This window comes from Mesorhizobium sp. WSM4898 (genome assembly GCF_029625845.1).
Lineage (GTDB): Bacteria > Pseudomonadota > Alphaproteobacteria > Rhizobiales > Rhizobiaceae > Mesorhizobium.
Genome location: NZ_JARTVQ010000004.1, coordinates 298325 through 318734 on the forward strand (window position 1 = coordinate 298325; position 20410 = coordinate 318734).

Here is a 20410-nt window from a genome sequence, read left to right on the forward strand (position 1 = left end):
TTGCCATATGGGTGTTGAGGTAAGCCGTCTGTCGAACGGCCTGACGGTCGCCACCGAAACCCTTCCAAGCCTCGAATCCGTTGCCCTTGGCGCCTGGGTCAAGTCGGGCGCACGCAATGAACGCGACGAAGAGCACGGCATGGCCCATCTGCTCGAACACATGGCTTTCAAGGGAACGAAACGGCGCAGCGCCTTCGAGATCGCCTCGGAAATCGAGAATGTCGGCGGCGAGATCAACGCGGCCACCAGCGTCGAGACGACCTCCTACTACGCCAGGGTGCTTTCCGCCGACGTGCCGCTCGCGGTCGACATCCTGGCCGACATCCTGCAGGAATCGGAGTTCGATCCGGAGGAACTGGAGCGCGAGCAGCATGTGATCCTGCAGGAGATCGGCGCCGCGCACGACACACCCGACGACATCGTCTTCGACCGTTTCACCGAAACCGCCTTCCGCCACCAGACCATCGGCCGCTCGATCCTCGGCACGCCGGAGACGGTCAAATCCTTCACCTCCAGGCAGCTGCACGATTTCATCGAACGGCAATATGGCGCCGAGCGCATGGTGATCGTGGCCGCCGGCGACATCAAGCACGACAATTTCGTGCGCGAGGTGGAAAGACAGCTTGGCGGCTTCCGCGCCAAGGCCACCAGCAACATCCCGCAATATGCGCAGTATGTCGGCGGCGACTTCCGCGAGGACCGCGACCTGATGGATGCGCAGATCGTGCTCGGCTTCGAGGGCCGCGCCTACCATGTGCGCGACTTCTACGCCTCGCAGGTGCTGTCGATGATCCTCGGCGGCGGCATGTCGTCGAGGCTGTTCCAGGAAGTGCGCGAGAAGCGCGGCCTGTGCTATTCGGTCTATGCCTTCCACTGGGGCTTTTCCGACACCGGCATTTTCGGTGTGCATGCGGCGACCGGACAGAGTGATATCGCCAAGCTGGTGCCGGTCATCATCGACGAATTGCAGAAGGCCGGGGAAAGCATCCAGCAGGATGAGCTCGACCGCGCACGCGCGCAATATCGCGCCGGCCTCATCATGTCGGCCGAAAGCCCGGCAAGCCGCGCCTCGCAGATCGCCAGGCAGTTGCTGCTGTTCGGGCGGCCGATCGCCAAGGAGGAGTTGATGGAGCGGCTGGCGGCGCTGACGGTCGAGCGGCTGACCGATCTCTCCTCGCGGCTGTTCTCGACCAAGCCGACGCTGACGGCGGTCGGCCCCGTGGGCACGCTGGCGCCCTACGAGGCGATCCTCGAATCGCTTGCGGGCCCGCAGACGACGGCTCGCAGGCTCGCCGTCTAACCTTCGTTCCAAAGTCGTGTTTGCGCTTCCTTTCTTTCGCCGCGACCTGCCGGCACTGAAGGGCGAAAAGGTCACGTTGCGCGTGCCTTTGACCAACGACTACCGCGAATGGTCGACGCTGCGCGGCGAAAGCCGCGCCTTCCTGGAGCCATGGGAGCCGCGCTGGCAGCCTGACGAGCTCGACCGCACCGCCTGGCGGCTGCGCATCGGCCGCTACCGCGAGGACTATGCGCAAGGCACGGCCATTGCCTTCTTCATCTTCGAGAAGTCGAGCGGCAAGCTCGCCGGCGGCATCACGCTCGGCAACATCCGCCACGGTGTCGCGCAAAGCGGCCACATCGGCTACTGGATCGGCGAGCGCTTCGGCGGCCGTGGACTGATGACCGACGCGGTCAAGGTGGTGTCGCGTTTTGCCTTCGATACGCTGCGGTTGCACCGGATCGAGGCTGCCTGTATTCCCGACAACGCACGGTCGATCCGCGTGCTTGAAAAAGCCGGATTCCGGCGCGAAGGACTTCTCAGATCCTATCTCCGGATCAACGGCATCTGGCAGGATCACTACCTCTACGCCCGGATCGCGGACGATCCGCCGGGTGATGGAACGAAGGGCTGATATGTGACGACTTTTTCGCGAATCGCGTCGCTGTTCGCCCTGATCCTGGCGCTCTTCGTCACGCTTTCAGCGGTTGCGCCGGCATTGGCCGTCGAGCCGATCAAGATTGCCCGCGACGACAAGGCGCTCGACCTTTCGGGCGCAGTCGAGATCTACCGGAACCAGGGCGAGAATTTCCAGGTCTCGACCGCGCCCGGCCCCGACGGCATCGTGCGGCGCATCGAGGTTGAGGCCAATGACGCGCGCTCGACCGGCGACTGGGCGGTGTTCGCGCTCGCCAACACCACCGACCAGCAGCTCGATAGGCTGATCGTCGCGCCGCATTTCCGCCTGGTGAATTCCGGTATTTTCTGGCCCGATCTCGGCTCGACGCGCATCGCGGCGATCACGCCCAGCGAAGGCTTCGCGCTCGACCGCCAGACCAGCCCCGACGCCGATGTGTTCCGAGTGACGCTCAACCCCGGAACGGTCGTCACCTTCATCGCCGAGCTCGCCTCGCCCAAGCTGCCGCAGGTCTATCTGTGGGACCCGGAATCCTACAAGGACTCGGTCAATTCCTACACGCTGTTCCGCGGCATCGTCATCGGCATCGCCGGCCTCTTGGCGCTGTTCCTGACCATCCTGTTCGTCGTCAAGGGAACCTCGATGTTCCCGGCCACCGCCGCGCTTGCCTGGGCGGTGCTCGCCTATATCTGCGTCGATTTCGGCTTCCTCAACAAGGTCATCGAAATCTCGCCCGGCAACGAGCAGATGTGGCGGGCCGGTACCGAGGTGGCGCTGGCGGGTACCTTCGTGGTGTTCCTGTTCGCCTATCTCAACCTCAACCGATGGCACGGCCATTTCAGCTACGGCGCGCTGGTCTGGATCCTCGGGCTGCTGCTGATTGCCGGCGTGGCCATCGTCGATCCGGCGGTCGCCGCCGGCATCGCCCGCATCTCGTTTGCCGCCACCGCGCTCACCGGCCTCGGCCTCATCATCTTCCTCGGAATTCGCGGCTATGACCGCGCGATCATGCTGGTGCCGAGCTGGGTGATGGTGCTGCTCTGGCTATGCGGTTCGTGGATGGCGATCACCGGCATGCTGGACAACGACATCGCCCAGCCGGCGCTCGGCGGCGGTCTGATCCTGATCATCCTGTTGATCGGCTTCACCGTTATGCAGCACGCTTTTGCCGGCGGCGCGCTGCACCAGGGCCTGTTTTCCGACCTCGAGCGCCAGGCGCTTGCAGTCGCCGGCTCGGGCGACATCGTTTGGGACTGGGACGTGCTGCGCGACCGCGTGGTGACCAAGCCCGACATCAGCCTGCAGCTCGGCCTTGCCCCTAACAGCCTTTCGGGCGCCGCCCGCAACTGGCTGCCGGTGCTGCATGCCGACGACCGCGACACCTTCCGCACAACGCTGGACGTGGTGCTGGAGCACCGCCGCGGCCGCGTGGCCCAGAATTTCCGCCTGCGCGGCGCCGACGGGCATTATCATTGGTTCGCGCTGCGCGCCCGCCCCGTAATCGGGTCGGATGGCGAGGTGATCCGCTGTGTCGGCACCATGGTCGACGTGACCGAGCAGAAGAAATCCGAGGAAAGGCTGCTGCACGACGCCGTGCACGACAACCTGACCGGCCTGCCTAACCGCGAGCTGTTCATGAACCGGCTGGAGGCGATCATCTCGATCGCCCGCACCGAGGACAAGGTGCGCCCGACCGTCTTCGTCATCGACATCGACCGTTTCAAGCAGGTCAATGACGGGCTCGGCATTTCGGCCGGCGACACCATCCTGCTGACCATCGCGCGCCGGCTGCACCGGCTCTTGAAGCCCAAGGATTCGCTGTCGCGCTTTGCCGGCGACCAGTTCGCGCTGATGCTGCTGTCGGAACAGGATCCGGCCCGCATCGCCGCCATGGCCGATGCCATCAAGCATGCGATCAACAATCCGATCACCTTTGCCAAGCGCGAGATCGTGCTCACCGCCTCGATCGGCCTGATCACCTGGACGACGGCGCAAACCTCGTCGGAGGACATGGTCAAGGACGCCGAGCTTGCTATGCATCAGGCCAAGCGTTTCGGCGGCGACAGGATCGAGCCGTTCCGGCCGGCCTTCCGCACCGTCGGCACCGACAGGCTGCAGTTCGAATCCGATCTTCGCCGCGCCATCGAGCGGCGCGAATTCACGCTTGCCTACCAGCCGATCGTGCGGCTGGAGGATGGCAGCGTCGCCGGCTTCGAGGCGCTGCTCAGATGGGATCATCCGCGGCGCGGCATGATCCCGCCGGGAGACTTCATCCCTGTGGCTGAGAATTGCGGCCTGATCGTGCAGCTCGGTCTGTTCGCCATGCAGCAGGCGGCTGAGGATCTGGCGGCCTGGCAGAAGCAGATCGGCGACGCGCCGCTGTCGGTTTCGGTCAACCTCTCCAGCCGGCAGCTCATCCGCCGCGACCTGGTCAGCGACGTGCGCTCCGTCATTGCGCGGGCCAACTTGAAGCCGCGCTGCTTCCGGCTCGAACTCACCGAATCGCTGGTGATGGACAATCCCGAGCAGACCGCGCATGTGCTGACCAAGCTCAAGCAGCTCGGCATCGGACTGTCGCTCGACGATTTCGGCACCGGCTATTCATCGCTCTCCTACCTGACGCGCTTCCCCTTCGACACGATCAAGATCGACAAGAGCTTCGTCGACGACGCAACGCCGAAACGTGCGGTGCTGCTCAAGTCCATGGTCAACATGGCCCATGAGCTTGGCCTGTCGGTCGTCGCCGAAGGCATCTCCGACGAGAGCGACGCGCTGGAGCTGCGCCAGATGGGCTGCGAGTATGTCCAGAGCTTCATGTTCGGCGCGCCGATGCCCGGCGAACTGGTGCTGAAGACGCTGAGGGAGCAGTACCCGCTCACTCAGGCTTAGAGAGCGTTGCTTCGGCGCTTACGAACTGCGGCGACCTTCCAACTTCGTTATCACCCTAAACGCTCAGAGCGCCGCCATTCCTCGGAGGTGATGACGAAGCCAAGGCGGGGTTCGACTGATCCCGCAGCAAAGGCGTTTAAGCGTGCCCCGCAGCGGCGCTCAAATGGGCGAGATCGATGCCGATCGAGGCAAGGATGCGATCGTATTTGCGCTCGATGTCGGCGTCGAAGAGCAGCTCAGGCGTCGCCGGGCAGGTCAGCCAGCCATTCTCGGCGATCTCGCTTTCGAGCTGGCCGGCGCCCCAGCCGGAATAGCCGAGCGCCATCAGCGCATGACGCGGGCCGCGACCCGTCGAGATGGCGCGCAGGATGTCGACCGTGGCGGTCAGGCAGATGTCGTCGGAGACGTTGAGCGAAGATTCCACGCGATAGTCGCCGGAATGCAGCACAAAGCCGCGGCTGCGGTCGACAGGCCCGCCATTGCGCACGACGAAATCGCGGGCATGCGCCGGCAAGCGGATTGCTTCCTGCTCGTTCACGATGCCAAGCTGCACCAGAAGGTCGGGGAACAGCATCTGCTGCGTTTGATTGATGATCAGGCCCATAGCGCCCTCGTCGCTGTGGGCGCAGATATAGATGACGGAGCGCGTGAAGCGGTCGTCCTTCATGCCGGGCATGGCAATCAGGAACTGATCGTCGAGAAAGCCGCGTCCGGCCGTCTTCTTTTTGTGGCGCAACAAGTCCATGGAGCTGAGGGTAACCCGTTTCCGCGGCGCCGAAAAGATGGTCAGGCTGCCCGATGTCACGCAAATATGATACCTGCAGGAACATGAAATCATTGCGCGGCCAAGAACGGGCGATCAAATCACCGTCATGCGATACCTGAATATTGTGGCTCTCGGCGCCGTCGTCGGCCTGGCAGCGGGGCAGCCGGCCGAGGCATCATCCTCGGCCTGGTACGACAGCGAAGGCGGCAAGGTGCGGCTGGTGACCAGCGGCAAGCCGGACGAGGCGGGCAAGATCCACGGCGTGCTCGACATCGCGCTGAAGCCAGGCTGGAAAACCTATTGGCGCGATCCCGGCGACGCCGGTGTGCCGCCGCAGATCGACATCTCGGCCAGCACCAACATCGCCGATGCAAAGCTGTCGTTTCCGCCGCCGCAGCGCCACGATGACGGCTACGGCAAATGGGCCGGCTATGACCGTCCCGTATCGCTGCCGGTGACCTTCACGCTGTCGGCGCCCGACCAGCCGGCGACGATCGATGCCAACGTCTTTCTCGGCATATGCGAGACGATCTGCATTCCGGTGCAGACGCGGCTCAGCCTCGATCCTGCTTCCGATCCGGACAACGCCACCGACGCGGCGCTGGTGAAGACTGCGCTTGCAACGCTCCCCGGCCCGGCGCGATCTGATTTCGGCATCCGCGTGCTGCCCGGCGATCACGAGACGCTCATCGTCGAGGCGCATCCGCCCGGCGATGCCGAGTCCGTCGACTTTTTCATCGCGGGGGAGCGCGACTATATGTTCGGCGCGCCGGTGCGCAGCGAGAAGGACGGCAAGCTTGTTTTCACCGTGCCGATCCTCGACCGGCCGTCGGCGACGCCCACGGACGGCGGGCTCTACTACACGCTGACAAGCGCCGAAGGTGCGGTGGACGGATTGCTGCCTTTCCCTTGAGCCAATTCGTCGTGGAGCCGCAATTGCGGATGGAAAACCGCTGGGCACTTTTCCTGGCATTGCTCTGAACGGTTGCGGAATGCGGCCCGGTTCGATATCGCAGGCACAGATCCTTCCCAATCTCCCAAACGAGGAAACCATGACCATTTCGGTTGGCGAAAAACTGCCCGAAGCGATTTTCAAGGTGATGACCGCCGATGGCGCCAAGCCGATGACCAGCGCCGAGATTTTCGCCGGCAAGAAGGTGGTGCTGTTCGGCGTTCCCGGCGCCTTCACGCCAACCTGCAGCAACAACCATCTGCCGGGCTATCTCGAGAACCACGACGCCATCGTGGCGCGCGGCGTCGACACTATCGCGGTCGTCTCGGTCAACGACGTCCATGTCATGGGCGCCTGGGCACGTTTCACCGGTGGCGAAGGCAAGATCCTCTATCTCGCCGACGGCAGCGGAGACTTCGCCAAGTCGGTCGGACTTGACAATGACCTTTCCGCGAACGGCATGGGGCTGCGCTCGAAGCGCTTTTCGATGATCGTCGATGACAGCAAGGTCGTGGCTCTCAATGTCGAAGCCAAGCCGGGTGTCGACGAGAGCGGGGCGGCCAAAATCCTCGAGCAGCTCTGATGCTCGACATTGTCTGGCGCGCCATCGCGATCGGCATCGGCGCCACGGTCTTCATGGACGTCTGGGCGATTATCCTCAACAAGGCGTTCGGGCTGCCGCGGCCGAATTGGGGCATGGTCGGCCGCTGGGTCCGGCATCTGCCCGAGAAGGTCTTCCATGACGATATCAGTCAGGCCGCGCCCTATACGCATGAAAAGGCGCTGGGCTGGGCGTTCCACTATCTCGTCGGAATTCTCTACGGCGTGATCCTGGTCGTGCTGGCGGGAACGGGCTGGCTGGCGGCGCCGACCTTCCTGCCGGCCTTCATCCTCGGCATCGTCACCGTCGGCGCCGGCTGGTTCCTGCTGGCGCCCGGCATGGGCGCCGGCTGGGCAGCGTCGAGGACGCCCAACCCGATGCTGGTGCGCGCGCTCAACCTCGTCTCGCACACGGTCTTCGCCCTCGGCCTGTTCTCCACGGCGCTGGCGATCCGGTAGAGGGTCAGGCGCGTCAATAGCTCTGGGTCGAGCGTCGGGGCGCGAGCTTCCTGGCCGGAGCGCCTTCCGGCTGCGGCGCAGCCGCAACCGGTGCCGGCCGCGCCTGCTTCGGCTTGAACGGCGCCATGCCTTGCCTTGCCAGTTCGTCGGCGCGCTCGTTCTCCGGGTGGCCGGCATGGCCCTTCACCCAATGCCAGATAACCTTGTGGCGCCTGTTGGCTTCGTCGAGCGCCTGCCAGAGCTCACCGTTCTTGACCGGCTTCCTCTCGCCGGTCTTCCAGCCGTTCTTCTTCCAGCCATGGATCCATTTGGAAATGCCGTCCATGACGTATTTGCTGTCCGTATAGAGATCGACCGTGCAGGGTTCCTTCAGCGCATCGAGCGCGCTGATGGCGGCAAGCAGTTCCATGCGGTTGTTGGTGGTCTCGGCCTCGCCGCCCGACAGCTCCTTGGTGATGCCGTTATAGCGCAGCACCGCGCCCCAGCCGCCCGGCCCGGGATTGCCCGAGCAGGCGCCGTCGGTGAAGATCTCGATTTGCTTGTTCATGTCAGTCCGTATTCGGATGGAGACTTAATCGCCCGGTGGAAGCGCATGCGGCGGATATATTCGGTCGGATCGCGCTTCATCACCAGCCCGCCGTTGGGAATGGTCAGCCAATCATAGAGCCTGGTCAGCATGAAGCGTAGCGCCGAGCCGCGCGCCAGCATCGGCAGCGCCGCTTTTTCCTCGCCCTCAAGCGGCCTCACCGACTGGTAGCCGGCAAGCAGCGCGGCCCCTTTGGTGAGGTTGAAGGAAAAGTCCTTCTCGAAGCACCAGGCGTTGAGGCACGTGGCGACATCATAGGCATAGAGGTCGTCGCAGGCGAAATAGAAATCGATCAGCCCCGACAGCTTCTCGCCAAGGAAGAAGACATTGTCCGGGAAGAGATCCGCGTGGATGATGCCTTGTGGCAGGCGGGTCGGCCAGTTGCGCCCAAAATCGAGGAAGTCCGCGTCGACTTCGGCCGCGAGCCCCAGCTCGACCTCGTCGGCGCGGTCGCGCGACGCCGCCCAGAGCTTGCGCCAGCCGTCGATGGCAAGCGCGTTCGGCCGCTTCATCGGGAAATCCCGCCCGGCGAGATGGAGCGCGGCCAACGCCTTGCCGACCTCGCCGCAATGCGCTGCCGTCGGGCGCCTCAGCGACAGGCCCTCGAGGAAGGTGATGATGACCGCCGGGCGCCCGGCGAGAGTGCCGATGACGGTTCCGTCATGCGCGGTGACCGGAAGCGGGCAGGAAATGCCTTTTCGCGCGAGATGGCCCATCAGGCCGAGGAAAAAGGGCAGATCGGCCTTGTCGACGCGCTTCTCGTAGAGCGTCAATATGTAGGAACCGGTGGAAGCATGGACGAGAAAATTCGAGTTCTCGGTCCCTTCGGCGATGCCCTTGTAGGACAGGAGCTCGCCCACCGGATAGGCTTTCAGAAACGCGCTGAGCTCGTTTTCGTTGACGTCGGTGTAGACGGCCATCTGGGTTTACGCGGCTCCGTTGACGAAGGCCATGTCAGCCGCCGTCAGTTCGACATCGCGCAACACCCGCATCACCGGAAAATCCTCCGTTTCCGTGGCCGTGATGGCCAGATCGATGGTGACGTCGAAGCGTTGCCGGAACGCGTCGATGATCTCGTCGACGATGATTTCCGGCGCCGAGGCGCCGGCCGACAGGCCGAGCGTCGAAATCCTGCCGATCTCATCCCACGGAATTTCGGAGGCCCGCTGCACGAGAAGCGACATCGCGGCGCCCGCGCGCTCCGCCACTTCGACAAGACGCCGCGAGTTGGACGAGTTCGGCGCGCCGACGACGAGGAAAAGGTCGGCACCGGCGGCCGTCTCCTTCACCGCCTCCTGGCGGTTGGTGGTGGCGTAGCAGATGGATTCGGCGGCCGGGGCGTGAAGCTCGGGGAAACGCTCTTGCAGCGCCCGGATGATGCCGGCGGTGTCCTCGACCGACAGCGTCGTCTGGGTGACAAAGCCAAGCGCCGCCGGGTCTGCCGGCACGAAGCTTGCCGCATCCGCCTCGGTCTCGATAAGGGTCACGGCTCCTTCCGGCAACTGGCCCATCGTGCCGATCACTTCCGGATGGCCGGCATGGCCGATCAGGAGCACATGGCGGCCGAGCCGCTGGTGCCGCATCGCCTGCTTGTGCACCTTCGACACCAGCGGACAGGTGGCATCGAGGTAGAACAGGTTGCGCGCCTCGGCGTCGGCCGGCACCGATTTTGGCACCCCATGCGCGGAAAAGACGACCGGCGACTGACGATGCTCGGGTGGGATCTCGGACAATTCCTCGATGAACACCGCGCCCAGGCTCTGCAGCCCCTCGACGACGTAGCGGTTGTGCACGATCTCATGGCGGACATAGACCGGCGCGCCGTATTTCTTCAGCGCCAGCACGACGATCTGAATGGCGCGGTCGACGCCGGCGCAGAAGCCGCGCGGCTGGCAAAGCCTGATCGTCAGCGGTGGCTTTTTTTCAATCATCAAAACGGGCCGGTTCAGTCGGAAAGCTGAAGGCGAAATGAGGCGTGCACCCCTGCCCTGTCAAGAGCGGCGCTCACTCCTCCTTCGCCGGGCGGCGAAGCCTGAGGATCAGCACCGCGGCAAGGGCGGCGGCAAGGCCATACCAGGTGACGGCATATTGCAGGTGGTTGTTCGGCAGATCGATGATGGTGACGCCGCCGACCGGCAGACCGCCGGGGTTAGGAGTCTTGTCGGCATCGATGAAGAAGGGCACCAGCACGGCTCCCGCTGGCAGACCGGCGCTCGAGGTCATGACGTCGCGGTCCTTCCAGTAGAAGATGTTCTTGGCGACGTCGTTGTCGGGCAGCATCATCGAGGGTTTTTCGGGCAGCGGATTGCGGGCAAGCCCGGTCACCGTCACCGTGCCGGCGACCTCGCCCTGCTTCCGCTTGGCCGGATCCTTGAGATCGTAAGGCACGAAGCCGCGGTTGACGAGTACGAAGCGGCCGTCGTCGAGCCGCAGGGGCGTGTAGACATTGAAGCCCGTGTCGCCTTCCCAAGTGGCGAAGAAATGGCGCTCGCCCTGGTGCAGGAAAGTGCCGGTTACAGTCACCGGCGTGTAGTCGACATCGTGTGTGGCGGCGAATTCTTTCTCGACATCGGTCAGTGGCAAAGGTGCCGCATGGGTGCGCTTGTCGATGGTATCGATCAGCCCTTCCTTCCAGTGCAAGCGCTGGACCTGCCACGTGCCGAGGCCGAGGAGAATGGCGAACAGGACAAGGCCGATCCCAAGCAGCAGCGCCGAGCGCGGCCGCGAAGCGCCGGCAGTCGAGGAGGTCGCATCGCTCATTGGCCGCTGTCCAGCCTGCCTTCCGCGGCCTTCTTGGAATATTGCAGGGTGATCAGCACGCCCTTGACCAGGCGCAGCGCCGCCAGGCTCAGCACCAGCGCCAGCGGTATCCACAAAATGAAATGCAGCCAGAGCGGCGGGCTCAGCGACACTTCCATCCACAGCGCCAGGCCGACGACGATGAAGCCGATGATGAGGATGACGAAGACCGCCGGACCGTCGCCGGCATCGGCAAAGGAATAGTCGAGGCCGCAACTGTAGCAGCCCCTGCCGACGGTGAGGAAGCCGGAAAACAGCTTGCCCTCGCCGCAGCGCGGGCAATGGCCGCGCAGCCCGGCCGAGATCGGGTCGACGGGTGGCCAGATTGCCTTGTCTTCGCTCATGTCCGCACCGTAGACCCGTTCGGTCAAAAAGATAAGGCGGCCACGTCGCCGCAGCCGCCTCGTGAACTCAATCCAAAGGGTCTCAGTGGGCTTCGATTACCGCGCCGCTCGAGGCCCAGACATAGATCGCGGTGAACAGGAACAGCCAGACCACGTCGACGAAATGCCAGTACCAGGCGGCCGCCTCGAAGCCGAAATGCTGCTTCGGGGTGAAATCGCCCCGCATCGCCCGGATCAGGCAGACGAGCAGGAAGATGGTGCCGATGATGACGTGGAAGCCGTGGAAGCCGGTCGCCATGAAGAAGGTGGCGCCGTAGATCGAGTCCTTGAAGCCGAACGGAGCGTGCATGTACTCGTAGGCCTGCACCATGGTGAACAGCATGCCGAGGCCGACGGTCAGGATGAGGCCGTTGATCAGGCCCTTGCGGTCGCCGTGCAGCAGCGAGTGGTGCGCCCAGGTCACCGTCGTGCCCGACAGAAGCAGGATGATGGTGTTGTAGAGCGGCAGGTGGAAGGGATCGAGAACCTCCAGACCTTTTGGCGGCCAAACGCCGCCGGTGAAGGTGGTGCGGGCATATTGCGCGGCCTCGCCCGGGAATAGGCTGGCGTCGAAGAAGGCCCAGAACCAGGCGACGAAGAACATCACCTCGGAGGCGATGAACATGATCATGCCGTAGCGCAGGTGCAGCGACACGACGCGCGTGTGGTGGCCCTCATGCGCTTCCTTGATGGTGTCCGACCACCAGGCGAACATCGTGTAGAGCACGATGATCAGGCCGATGAAAAACAGCCACGGATTGGCTATGTTGTGGCCGAATATTGGGAAGCTGCCGGCCTTCAGATACTGCATCAGGCAAACGCCGCCGACGGCCGTGACCAGCGCGCCGATCGAGCCCAGGAAAGGCCAAGGGCTGGGATTGACGAGATGGTAGTCGTGGTTCGGTTTTGCGTGCGCGTCTGCCATATCAACCCCCGAGGCTTGCTTCGGAATCTGGAACTTTGTTGCTGCTGCCAGCGGCCGGCGCGGACGACGCGACTGGCTGTTTCTTTTCGACCGGGAACATGGTGTAGGACAGGGTGATGGTCTTCAAGTCCTTCAGTTCCGGCACGTTGACGATGTCTGGATCGACATAGAACACGACCGGCATGTCCAGCGTCTCGCCGGGCTTCAGCGTCGTGTCGGTGAAGCAGAAGCACTCCACCTTGTTGAAATAGGCGCCGGCCATTTCCGGCTGCACGTTGAAGGAGGCGCGGCCGGTGATGGGGCGATCGAACTTGTTGGTGGCGGTGTAATGCGCCTGCGTGGTCTCGCCGATCTTGATCGTCACCGAGCGCGCGACGGGCTCGAACTGCCACGGAATGCCGTTGGTGTTGGCGTCAAAGCGGATGGTGATATCGCGGTCGAGCACGCGACCGGCATATTGCTTCTCGGCGCGCTGCGTCGTGCCGCCATAGCCGGTCACCTGGCAGAACATCTTGTAGAGCGGGACCGCCGCATAGGCCATGCCGACCATGCCGGTGAAGAAGGCAAGGCAGACCGCCACGACGATACGGTTGCTGTTCTTCCCGATGGGTCCGGTCTCGCCGCTCATCGCCGCCTCACATCAAATTCGTCGGTATCAGGCCGGAGGCATGGTGGCCGAAGCGCACGATGGTGGCGATGTAGAAGATGATGACGAGCGCGGCCAGCGCGACGCCGATGGCAACGGAGCGGCTGCGCCGCGCCTTCCGCTGGCGTTCGGTCAAGGTGACCAGTTCGAGGTTCTTGTCGGCCACGGTCATGCTCCCCCCATGACGAGGGCACGCCCGACCACGCTGTCGACGAGATAGGCGGCAAAGATTGCGAAGAGATAGAGCAGCGAATAGCCGAACAGCGCCTTGGCCGGCTTCATCGCGCGGTCGGCATCGCTCATGCCCAGCACCTTCCAGGCATACCAGACGAAGCCCAGGCCGAGCAGGACGGAAACCGCGCCATAGGCGGCGGTGGTGTAGCCGAGCAGCCATGGCAACACGCCGACCGGCGCCAGGACTAGCGCGTAGGCAAAGATCTGGCGGCGGGTCGAGGCGTGTCCGGCGACGTTCGGCATCATCGGGATGCCGGCGCGGGCGTAGTCGTCCGACTTGAACAGCGCCAACGCCCAGAAATGCGGCGGCGTCCACAGGAAAATGATCAGGAAAAGAATCAGGCTTTCGAGGCTGACCGATCCGGTCACCGCCGCCCAGCCGATCACCGGCGGGATGGCGCCGGCGGCGCCGCCGATGACGATGTTCTGCGGCGTCCAGCGCTTCAGCCACATCGTATAGATCACGGCGTAGAAGAAGATGGTGAAGGCAAGAAGCGCCGCCGACAGCCAGTTGATGAGCACGCCCAGCGTCATCACCGACAGCGCGGAGAGCACGAGCCCGAAGCTCAGCGCCTCACCCGGCGTGACGCGCCCGGCCGGCACCGGACGGCTCGCTGTCCTGGTCATCACCGCGTCGATATCGGCGTCGTACCACATGTTGAGCGCGCCCGAGGCGCCGGCGCCGATGGCAATCGCCAGGATCGCGATCACCGCCAGCAGCGGATTGATGGCGACCGGCGCGGCGACCATGCCGACAAAGGCCGTGAAGACGACCAGCGACATCACGCGCGGCTTGAGGAGGGCGAAGAAATCGCCCGCGGTGGCTTCCGACATGCGAAAGCCAACTTCCTCCATCAATTTGTGGTCGGCAAGGGCCATGCGTACTTAAAGTCCATCAATTCCGTTGGCCAAGACCGCCGGGCGAGCAGGCGGTCCTGTATCTGCGGCCTTACTTGATCTTCGGCAGCTGTTCCCACTGGTGGAACGGCGGCGGCGACGGCAGCTGCCATTCGAGCGTGGTGGCACCCTCGCCCCACGGATTGGCGCCCGCGACGCGCTTCTTCTGGAAGGCCTCGAACACGCCATAGAGGAAGATCGCAACGCCGACGGCGGCGATGTAGGAGCCGTAGGACGAGATCATGTTCCAGCCGGCAAACGCATCCGGATAGTCGACAGTGCGGCGCGGCATTCCGGCAAGGCCGAGGAAGTGCTGCGGGAAGAAGATCAGGTTGACGCCGACGAAGGTGACCCAGAAGTGGGTGTTGGCGATCACCGGCGAGTACATGTAGCCGGTCATCTTCGGGAACCAGTAGTACCAGCCGGCGAAGATGGCGAACACGGCGCCCAGCGACAGCACGTAGTGGAAATGGGCGATCACGAAATAGGTGTCGTGCAGCGAGCGGTCGAGGCCGGCATTTGCCAGCTGAACGCCGGTGACGCCACCGATCGTGAACAGGAAGATGAAGCCCAGCGCCCACAGCATCGGCGGCTTGAAGGAGATCGAGCCGCCCCACATCGTGGCGATCCAGGAGAAGATCTTCACGCCCGTCGGAACCGCGATGACCATGGTGGCGAACACGAAATAGCGCTGCGTGTCGAGCGACAGGCCGGTCGTGTACATGTGGTGCGCCCAGACGATGAAGCCGACGGCGCCGATCGCGACCATGGCGTAGGCCATGCCGAGATAGCCGAAGACCGGCTTCTTCGAGAAGGTCGAGACGATGTGGCTAACGATGCCGAAGCCCGGCAGGATCAGGATGTACACCTCGGGATGGCCAAAGAACCAGAACAGGTGCTGGAAGAGCAGCGGGTCGCCGCCCTGGTCCGGCACGAAGAAGGCGGTGCCGAAGTTGCGATCGGTGAGCAGCATGGTGATGGCGCCCGCCAGAACCGGCAGCGACAAGAGCAGCAGGAAGGCCGTGATCAGCACCGCCCAGGCGAACAGCGGCATCTTGTGCATGGTCATGCCAGGCGCGCGCATGTTGAAGATGGTGGTGATGAAATTGATCGCACCGAGAATCGACGAGGCGCCAGCGATGTGGAGCGACAGAATCGCAAGGTCCATCGCGGGGCCTGGCTGGCCGGATGTCGAGAGCGGCGGATAGATCGTCCAGCCGCCGCCGACGCCGAAGGCGCCGGGCGCGCTCGGTACGAACATCGAGCCGAGCAGCAGGAGGAAGGCCGGCGGCAGCAGCCAGAAGGAGATGTTGTTCATGCGCGGGAAGGCCATGTCCGGCGCGCCGATCATGATCGGCACCATCCAGTTGGCGAAGCCGCCGATGAGCGCCGGCATCACCATGAAGAAGATCATGATCAGGCCGTGCGCGGCGCCGAAGGCATTGTACATGCTCTTGCCGCCGTCGATGGCGGCATCACCCTGCATGCCGTAGACCATCTGCGCCAGACCGCTGAAGATCTGGATGCCGGGCTCCTGCAGCTCCATGCGGATGGCGACCGAAAGCGCGCCGCCGATAATCCCGGCCATGATCGCGAAGATCAGGTAGAGCGTGCCGATGTCCTTGTGGTTGGTCGAGTAGACCCAGCGGACCCAGCCATGCGGCCTGTGGTCGTGGTGGTCGTGAGCTGCAGCCTCTGCCATATTCCGCTCCGTTCCCTAATTCTTGCTAACCCGCGGCGTCAGTTGCCGGCGGCCGCTACCTTGTTGGTACCATCGATCTCGGCCATCAGCGCCTTGTTGGCGGCGGGCACGTCGGTCTTGGCCGTCTCCAGCCAGGTCTTGAACTGCGCGTCGGAGACGACGCGAACCGCGATCGGCATAAAGGCGTGATCCTTGCCGCAGAGCTGCGAGCACTGGCCGTAATAGAGGCCTTCCTTCTCCGCCTTGAACCAGGTCTCGTTGGTGCGGCCGGGCACGGCATCCATCTTGATGCCAAAGGACGGCACGGCGAAGGAGTGGATGACGTCGGTGGCGGTGATCAGCACGCGAGTCATGGTGTTGACCGGCACCACCAGCTCATTGTCGACGGCGAGCAGGCGCGGATAGAGGTTGCGGTCTTCCTTGCCGGCCTTGGCGCGGTCACCGTCCTGAAGGATCGCCGAGTTGAAGGAGAAGCTCTTGTCGACCTGGTATTCGTAGTCCCAATTCCATTGGTTGCCGGTCGCCTTGACGGTCAGCTTGGCTTCTTCCGGCGGGGTATACTGCGCGGTGAGCAGTTGGAACGAGGGGATGGCGATGAGCAGCAGCACGATGACCGGGCCGACGGTCCAGATCACCTCGATCAGCGTGTTGTGGCTGGTCCGGGAAGGAACCGGGTTGGCGCTCGCGCGGAACCGCAGGATGACATAGGCGAGCAGGACCAGCACCAGCAGGGTGATGACCACGATGAATACGAAGGTGTAGTTTCCGAACCATTCGATCTGCCGCATCATGTCGGTCGCAGGCGCCTGGAAGGCGGTTTCCCATGGCCGCGGCTGATCCGCATAGGCGGATGCGCTGGAGAGGAGCGTGCCCGCGGCCGCAGCACCTGCCAGAAGTCTGGCGCTTGCCATGAATTTTCTCATCGCCCTCTCGTCTCCCACTTCCTGCAATCGGATCGCACCAATAACGAACGACGCCGGGATGGGGAATCCCGGTCTGTCCCTAAGGTGGTTCAAACCATACTCTATTTCCCTCCGCAAGGAAGGAGCGGGCGAAACCGTGCGGCATTTTTGCGCGCAGCCCGAAGGGCATCCCCGACCATCGCCGCCCCCGCGCCGGGTGGTCGCAATTCGGGCGAATTTGCTCTGGAAAAGCGCGTAATTGCCGGTATCTGGGCGGGCTGGCGACGGTCTCGTCCTTTACTTGGCCTTGGCGCAGCTTAAAGTGCCGTGATTCGCAATGGAGCCGTTATGACTTCCTGGCTTTCGAGACCCCTGGCGAAGGTTATCTTCCTTGCCGCCTCGCTTAGCGCCAGCGTGGCGAACGCCGCGCCACCGCAGACCGCGGCGCCGCCCAGCGGCACGGTCAAGTCGACGCATGGCGCGTGGTCGATCATCTGCGACACGCCGGCCGGCGCAACCTCCGAGCAATGCGTGATGATGCAGAACGTCGTCGCCGAGGACCGTCCGGAGATGGGGCTTTCCGTCGTGGTGCTGCGCACCGCCGACAACAAGGCGGAGATCCTGCGGGTGCTGGCACCGCTCGGCGTGCTCCTGCCCAACGGGCTCGGCCTCAATGTCGACGGCAAGGACATCGGCCGCGCCTATTTCGTGCGCTGCTTCCAGGACGGCTGCTACGCGGAAGTGATCCTCGAGAAGCCACTGCTCGACACGCTGAAGAACGGCACGTCGGCCACCTTCATCGTGTTCCAGACGCCGGAGGAAGGCATCGGCATTCCGGTCGATCTGAAGGGATTCGCCGAAGGCTTCTCGGCTCTGCCCTAAGTCCAGCGGCGGCAACGCGGCCGCCAGTCGGCTCGGGGCGATGACGATCGCGTGTGAAGGCCGGCGATTGTCTTGACCTCACTTCGCCCCTACATCGGGGGAATGCGAAACCGCCAGCGGACAGCCCTGCCATGAACAGCCTGATCGGCCAATTCGACATTTCCGACGACCGCGTCAAAGAGATCGTCGCCGATACCATCAAGGGCGCCGACGACGGCGAGTTGTTCCTCGAATACAGCGAGAACGAAGCGCTGATGTTCGACAACGGCCGGCTGAAGACGGCGAATTTCAACACCGACCAGGGTTTCGGGCTGCGCGCCGTCGCCGGCGAGGCGAGCGGCTATGCCCATTCGAGCGACCTGTCGGAAGCCTCGCTGCTGCGCGCCGCCGATGCCGTCTCCGCGGTCAAGGGCGGCTATTCCGGAACGCTTGCCGCAGCGCCCGCGCGCACCAATCGCCACCTTTACGGCGACGAGAATCCCATCCCCTCGCCCAGTTTCGAGGCCAAGGCGAAGCTGTTGCAGGAGATCGACGCCTGGCTGCGCGCTGCCGATCCGCGCGTGCGCCAGGTGACGGCCTCGCTCGCCGCCTCCTGGCAGCATGTCGAGATCGTGCGCGGCGACGGCCAGGTGGTGCGCGATATCCGCCCGCTGGTCAGGATGAACGTCTCGGTGGTGGTCGGCGATGGCGACCGCCAGGAGAGCGGCTCCTACGGAATGGGCGGCCGCAAGAGCTTTGGCGAGTTCCTCACCGAGGAGAGTTGGAAGCACGCCGCGCGCGAGGCGCTGCGACAGGCGCTGGTCAATCTCGAGGCCGTTCCGGCGCCGGCAGGCACATTCGACATCGTGCTTTCCAGCGGCTGGCCGGGCGTGATGCTGCACGAGGCTGTCGGCCATGGCCTCGAGGGCGACTTCAACCGCAAGAAAACATCCGCCTTCGCCGGCCTGATGGGCAGCCAAGTAGCGGCAAAGGGCGTCACCGTCGTCGACGACGGCACGATCGCCGAGCGGCGCGGCTCGCTTACCGTGGACGATGAAGGCACGCCTTCGGCGCGCAATGTGCTGATCGAGGACGGCAAGCTGGTCGGCTACATGCAGGACCGCCAGAATGCGCGGCTGATGGGCATGAAGGCGACCGGCAACGGCCGGCGCGAAGGCTATGCCCACCAGCCGATGCCGCGCATGACCAACACCTACATGACCTCGGGCGATACCGCGCCGGAAGAGATCATCGCCTCGGTCAAGAACGGCATCTATGCCGTCTCCTTCGGCGGCGGCCAGGTCGACATCACCTCAGGCAAGTTCGTGTTCGGCTGCACCGAGGCCTACATGATCGAGGACGGCAAGGTGACGCAGCCGATCAAGGGCGCAATGCTGATCGGCAACGGGCCCGACGCCATGCACCGCGTCACCATGGTCGGCAACGACATGAAACTCGACAACGGCATCGGCATGTGCGGCAAGGCCGGACAGGGCGTGCCGGTCGGGGTCGGCCAGCCGCATCTGAGGATGAACCAGATGACGGTGGGCGGCACCAGGGTTTGAGCGCGCTCAATCCGGCAGGCTTGAATAGCACTCCGCCGCTTGAGTATCTTACCTGTGTCTTACATGGGGTAAGCTTGCGATGGCTGGTGCCGAAAGACTCATAACCACCGTCTCGATCAAGGGACAAATGATCCTCCCCAGCGCCATCGGAAAACGGAGAGACTGGGGTGCCGGCACGCGTCTGCAGGTCGAAGACACACCAGGCGGTGTTCTTCTGAAGCCAGCGCCGGCCTTCACCCCGACGCGACCGGAAGGCGTGTTTGGCCTGCTGCCGCACCGCGGCAGCCGAAGACGCTTGAAGAGATGAACGCGAGTGTCCTTGCCGAAGCGCGGCGGCGCCATGCTCGCAATTGATACCAACCTTGTCGTCAGACACCTGACGAACGACCATCCTGAACGCTCACTTCGATCCGGCCGGAAAGCTCACACCTAGCTACCTGCCGGAGCGCGAACACAATCGTGTTAGCAGATTATTAATTGTTCAATTGCTTTGGCCGACGCTTCCGACTTAACTATCAGCAGTCTTCTCGTTGCGGTGGTGTTGGCAGTGCTGCGTTCCCCTGGCGTCCTGACCTCTTCATTCCTCCTTGGCCTTTGCTCAGTGATCGGTGTGACGTCGCTTTGCGTCGACACGGCGGCGGCGCAGTCGACATTGTTCAAACGGCCATCGAGTCCGGTCGACCTGCGCTCCGCCACAGTGGGAGGACGTACCAGCGTCCCTTATGGCTGGATCGATTTCTGCCACCGCCGGCCGAAAGAGTGCAAAGTGCCTGCCCTGCAGCCGGCGAACGTCAAGCTGACCGCGCAGAACATGCGAACCCTCAAGCGCATAAACCAGAAAGCGAACCGCGCCATCAAGCCCGTCAGCAACTATGATCACTGGGGCACGATGATGGACCACTGGGACTATCCGGTGGACGGCAAGGGCGACTGCAAGATCTACGCGCTCTACAAGCGCAAGCTTCTCATGGAAGCGGGATTTCCCCGCCAGGCGCTGCTGATGACGGTGGTGCGCAACCTGAACAACGAAGGCCACACCATCCTGACCGTGAAGACCGACAAGGGCGATCTCGTGCTCGACAATCTGGTCGACGAAGTCCGGCCCTGGAACGCGACCGGCTATTATTTCCTGAAGCGCCAGTCGCAGCAAAACCCGAATATTTGGGTATCGATCAATCAGCGCGGCGGCACGCCGAAAACCTGACGGATGCCGCCAGGCTCGCAGACCGGACGGCCTGGACAGCCGAGGCATCCCGCTTTGACGGTTGATACGCCCTACAGACCGGCGCCCCCTGCCTTGCACGTTCATGGCCGAAAAATCGGCTCGC

General features: G+C 63.8%; 21 protein-coding genes and 1 pseudogene. 10 read left to right on the forward strand and 12 right to left on the reverse strand.

Annotated features, from left to right (window positions below; genetic code table 11):
- The first annotated feature begins 7 nt into the window (after positions 1-7).
- From P9228_RS20715 to P9228_RS20725, 3 genes are read left to right on the forward strand one after another with little or no spacing between them, the layout of a single operon-like run.
- A complete protein-coding gene (locus P9228_RS20715; RefSeq protein ID WP_066997977.1) occupies positions 8-1300 on the forward strand; it encodes a pitrilysin family protein in 1293 nt (430 codons plus the stop codon).
- A 16-nt stretch (positions 1301-1316) separates the two neighbouring features.
- On the forward strand, positions 1317-1913 hold the full coding sequence (locus tag P9228_RS20720) for a GNAT family protein (protein ID WP_066997979.1): 597 nt from the start codon (positions 1317-1319) through the stop codon (positions 1911-1913).
- A 3-nt stretch (positions 1914-1916) separates the two neighbouring features.
- A complete protein-coding gene (locus P9228_RS20725) occupies positions 1917-4805 on the forward strand; it encodes an EAL domain-containing protein (RefSeq protein ID WP_095830423.1) in 2889 nt (962 codons plus the stop codon).
- Positions 4806-4941: 136 nt separating this feature from the next.
- Here the strand turns inward: P9228_RS20725 and P9228_RS20730 are convergent, their stop codons facing one another.
- Positions 4942-5550, reverse strand: coding sequence for a YqgE/AlgH family protein (locus P9228_RS20730; RefSeq protein ID WP_066997984.1), 609 nt, complete (start codon positions 5548-5550; stop codon positions 4942-4944).
- A gap of 127 nt (positions 5551-5677) precedes the next feature.
- Between P9228_RS20730 and P9228_RS20735 the strand changes: the two genes are divergently transcribed.
- The 3 genes from P9228_RS20735 to P9228_RS20745 all read left to right on the forward strand — a co-directional run bounded on the left by P9228_RS20735 (position 5678) and on the right by P9228_RS20745 (position 7582).
- Positions 5678-6484, forward strand: coding sequence for a protein-disulfide reductase DsbD domain-containing protein (locus tag P9228_RS20735; RefSeq protein ID WP_278055288.1), 807 nt, complete (start codon positions 5678-5680; stop codon positions 6482-6484).
- Positions 6485-6623: 139 nt separating this feature from the next.
- A complete protein-coding gene (locus tag P9228_RS20740; protein ID WP_095800347.1) occupies positions 6624-7106 on the forward strand; it encodes a peroxiredoxin in 483 nt (160 codons plus the stop codon).
- Positions 7106-7582, forward strand: a complete 477-nt coding sequence (locus tag P9228_RS20745; RefSeq protein ID WP_095781701.1) for a DUF2938 domain-containing protein — start codon at positions 7106-7108, stop codon at positions 7580-7582. The genes P9228_RS20740 and P9228_RS20745 overlap by 1 nt, the downstream gene beginning before the upstream one ends.
- A 13-nt stretch (positions 7583-7595) precedes the next feature.
- On the opposite strand, the gene rnhA is transcribed toward P9228_RS20745, so the two are convergent.
- The 11 genes from rnhA to coxB form a co-directional block, all read right to left on the reverse strand.
- Entirely contained in the window at positions 7596-8129 is a 534-nt protein-coding gene (gene rnhA / locus P9228_RS20750) for a ribonuclease HI (protein ID WP_278055290.1), read from the reverse strand.
- A complete protein-coding gene (locus P9228_RS20755) occupies positions 8126-9088 on the reverse strand; it encodes a homoserine kinase (protein WP_067327860.1) in 963 nt (320 codons plus the stop codon). The genes rnhA and P9228_RS20755 overlap by 4 nt, the downstream gene beginning before the upstream one ends.
- 6 nt (positions 9089-9094) lie before the next feature.
- A complete protein-coding gene (gene ispH / locus P9228_RS20760) occupies positions 9095-10099 on the reverse strand; it encodes a 4-hydroxy-3-methylbut-2-enyl diphosphate reductase (RefSeq protein WP_067327859.1) in 1005 nt (334 codons plus the stop codon).
- Positions 10100-10172: 73 nt separating this feature from the next.
- Complete coding sequence (locus tag P9228_RS20765) at positions 10173-10928, reverse strand: SURF1 family protein (RefSeq protein ID WP_278055292.1); 756 nt, start codon at positions 10926-10928, stop codon at positions 10173-10175.
- Complete coding sequence (locus tag P9228_RS20770) at positions 10925-11311, reverse strand: DUF983 domain-containing protein (RefSeq protein WP_278055294.1); 387 nt, start codon at positions 11309-11311, stop codon at positions 10925-10927. The genes P9228_RS20765 and P9228_RS20770 overlap by 4 nt, the downstream gene beginning before the upstream one ends.
- An 82-nt stretch (positions 11312-11393) precedes the next feature.
- Positions 11394-12275 (reverse strand): cytochrome c oxidase subunit 3, encoded by an 882-nt coding sequence (locus P9228_RS20775; protein ID WP_066998007.1) that lies wholly within the window; start codon positions 12273-12275, stop codon positions 11394-11396.
- Between the two features lies 1 nt (position 12276).
- Positions 12277-12903, reverse strand: a complete 627-nt coding sequence (locus P9228_RS20780; protein ID WP_278055296.1) for a cytochrome c oxidase assembly protein — start codon at positions 12901-12903, stop codon at positions 12277-12279.
- Between the two features lie 7 nt (positions 12904-12910).
- Complete coding sequence (locus tag P9228_RS20785; protein WP_067327855.1) at positions 12911-13093, reverse strand: hypothetical protein; 183 nt, start codon at positions 13091-13093, stop codon at positions 12911-12913.
- Positions 13090-14034 carry a heme o synthase gene (locus P9228_RS20790; RefSeq protein ID WP_095823801.1) on the reverse strand — a complete coding sequence of 315 codons (945 nt, stop codon included), beginning with the start codon at positions 14032-14034 and terminating at the stop codon, positions 13090-13092. The genes P9228_RS20785 and P9228_RS20790 overlap by 4 nt, the downstream gene beginning before the upstream one ends.
- A 70-nt stretch (positions 14035-14104) precedes the next feature.
- Positions 14105-15754, reverse strand: coding sequence for a cytochrome c oxidase subunit I (gene ctaD / locus P9228_RS20795; protein ID WP_066998019.1), 1650 nt, complete (start codon positions 15752-15754; stop codon positions 14105-14107).
- A 38-nt stretch (positions 15755-15792) separates the two neighbouring features.
- Positions 15793-16665, reverse strand: coding sequence for a cytochrome c oxidase subunit II (gene coxB, locus P9228_RS20800; RefSeq protein WP_245299655.1), 873 nt, complete (start codon positions 16663-16665; stop codon positions 15793-15795).
- A 339-nt stretch (positions 16666-17004) separates the two neighbouring features.
- Between coxB and P9228_RS20805 the strand changes: the two genes are divergently transcribed.
- The 4 genes and pseudogenes from P9228_RS20805 (at position 17005) to P9228_RS20820 (ending at position 20286) form a co-directional block, all read left to right on the forward strand.
- The gene (locus P9228_RS20805; protein WP_066998026.1) at positions 17005-17538 is read left to right on the forward strand and encodes an invasion associated locus B family protein; all 534 of its coding nucleotides are present in this window, start codon (positions 17005-17007) and stop codon (positions 17536-17538) included.
- A 131-nt stretch (positions 17539-17669) separates the two neighbouring features.
- The gene (gene tldD, locus P9228_RS20810; RefSeq protein WP_067327853.1) at positions 17670-19082 is read left to right on the forward strand and encodes a metalloprotease TldD; all 1413 of its coding nucleotides are present in this window, start codon (positions 17670-17672) and stop codon (positions 19080-19082) included.
- A gap of 79 nt (positions 19083-19161) precedes the next feature.
- A pseudogene (locus tag P9228_RS20815) lies at positions 19162-19436 on the forward strand (AbrB family transcriptional regulator).
- 247 nt (positions 19437-19683) lie between these two features.
- The gene (locus P9228_RS20820; RefSeq protein WP_278055301.1) at positions 19684-20286 is read left to right on the forward strand and encodes a transglutaminase-like cysteine peptidase; all 603 of its coding nucleotides are present in this window, start codon (positions 19684-19686) and stop codon (positions 20284-20286) included.
- The last annotated feature ends 124 nt before the right edge of the window (positions 20287-20410 follow it).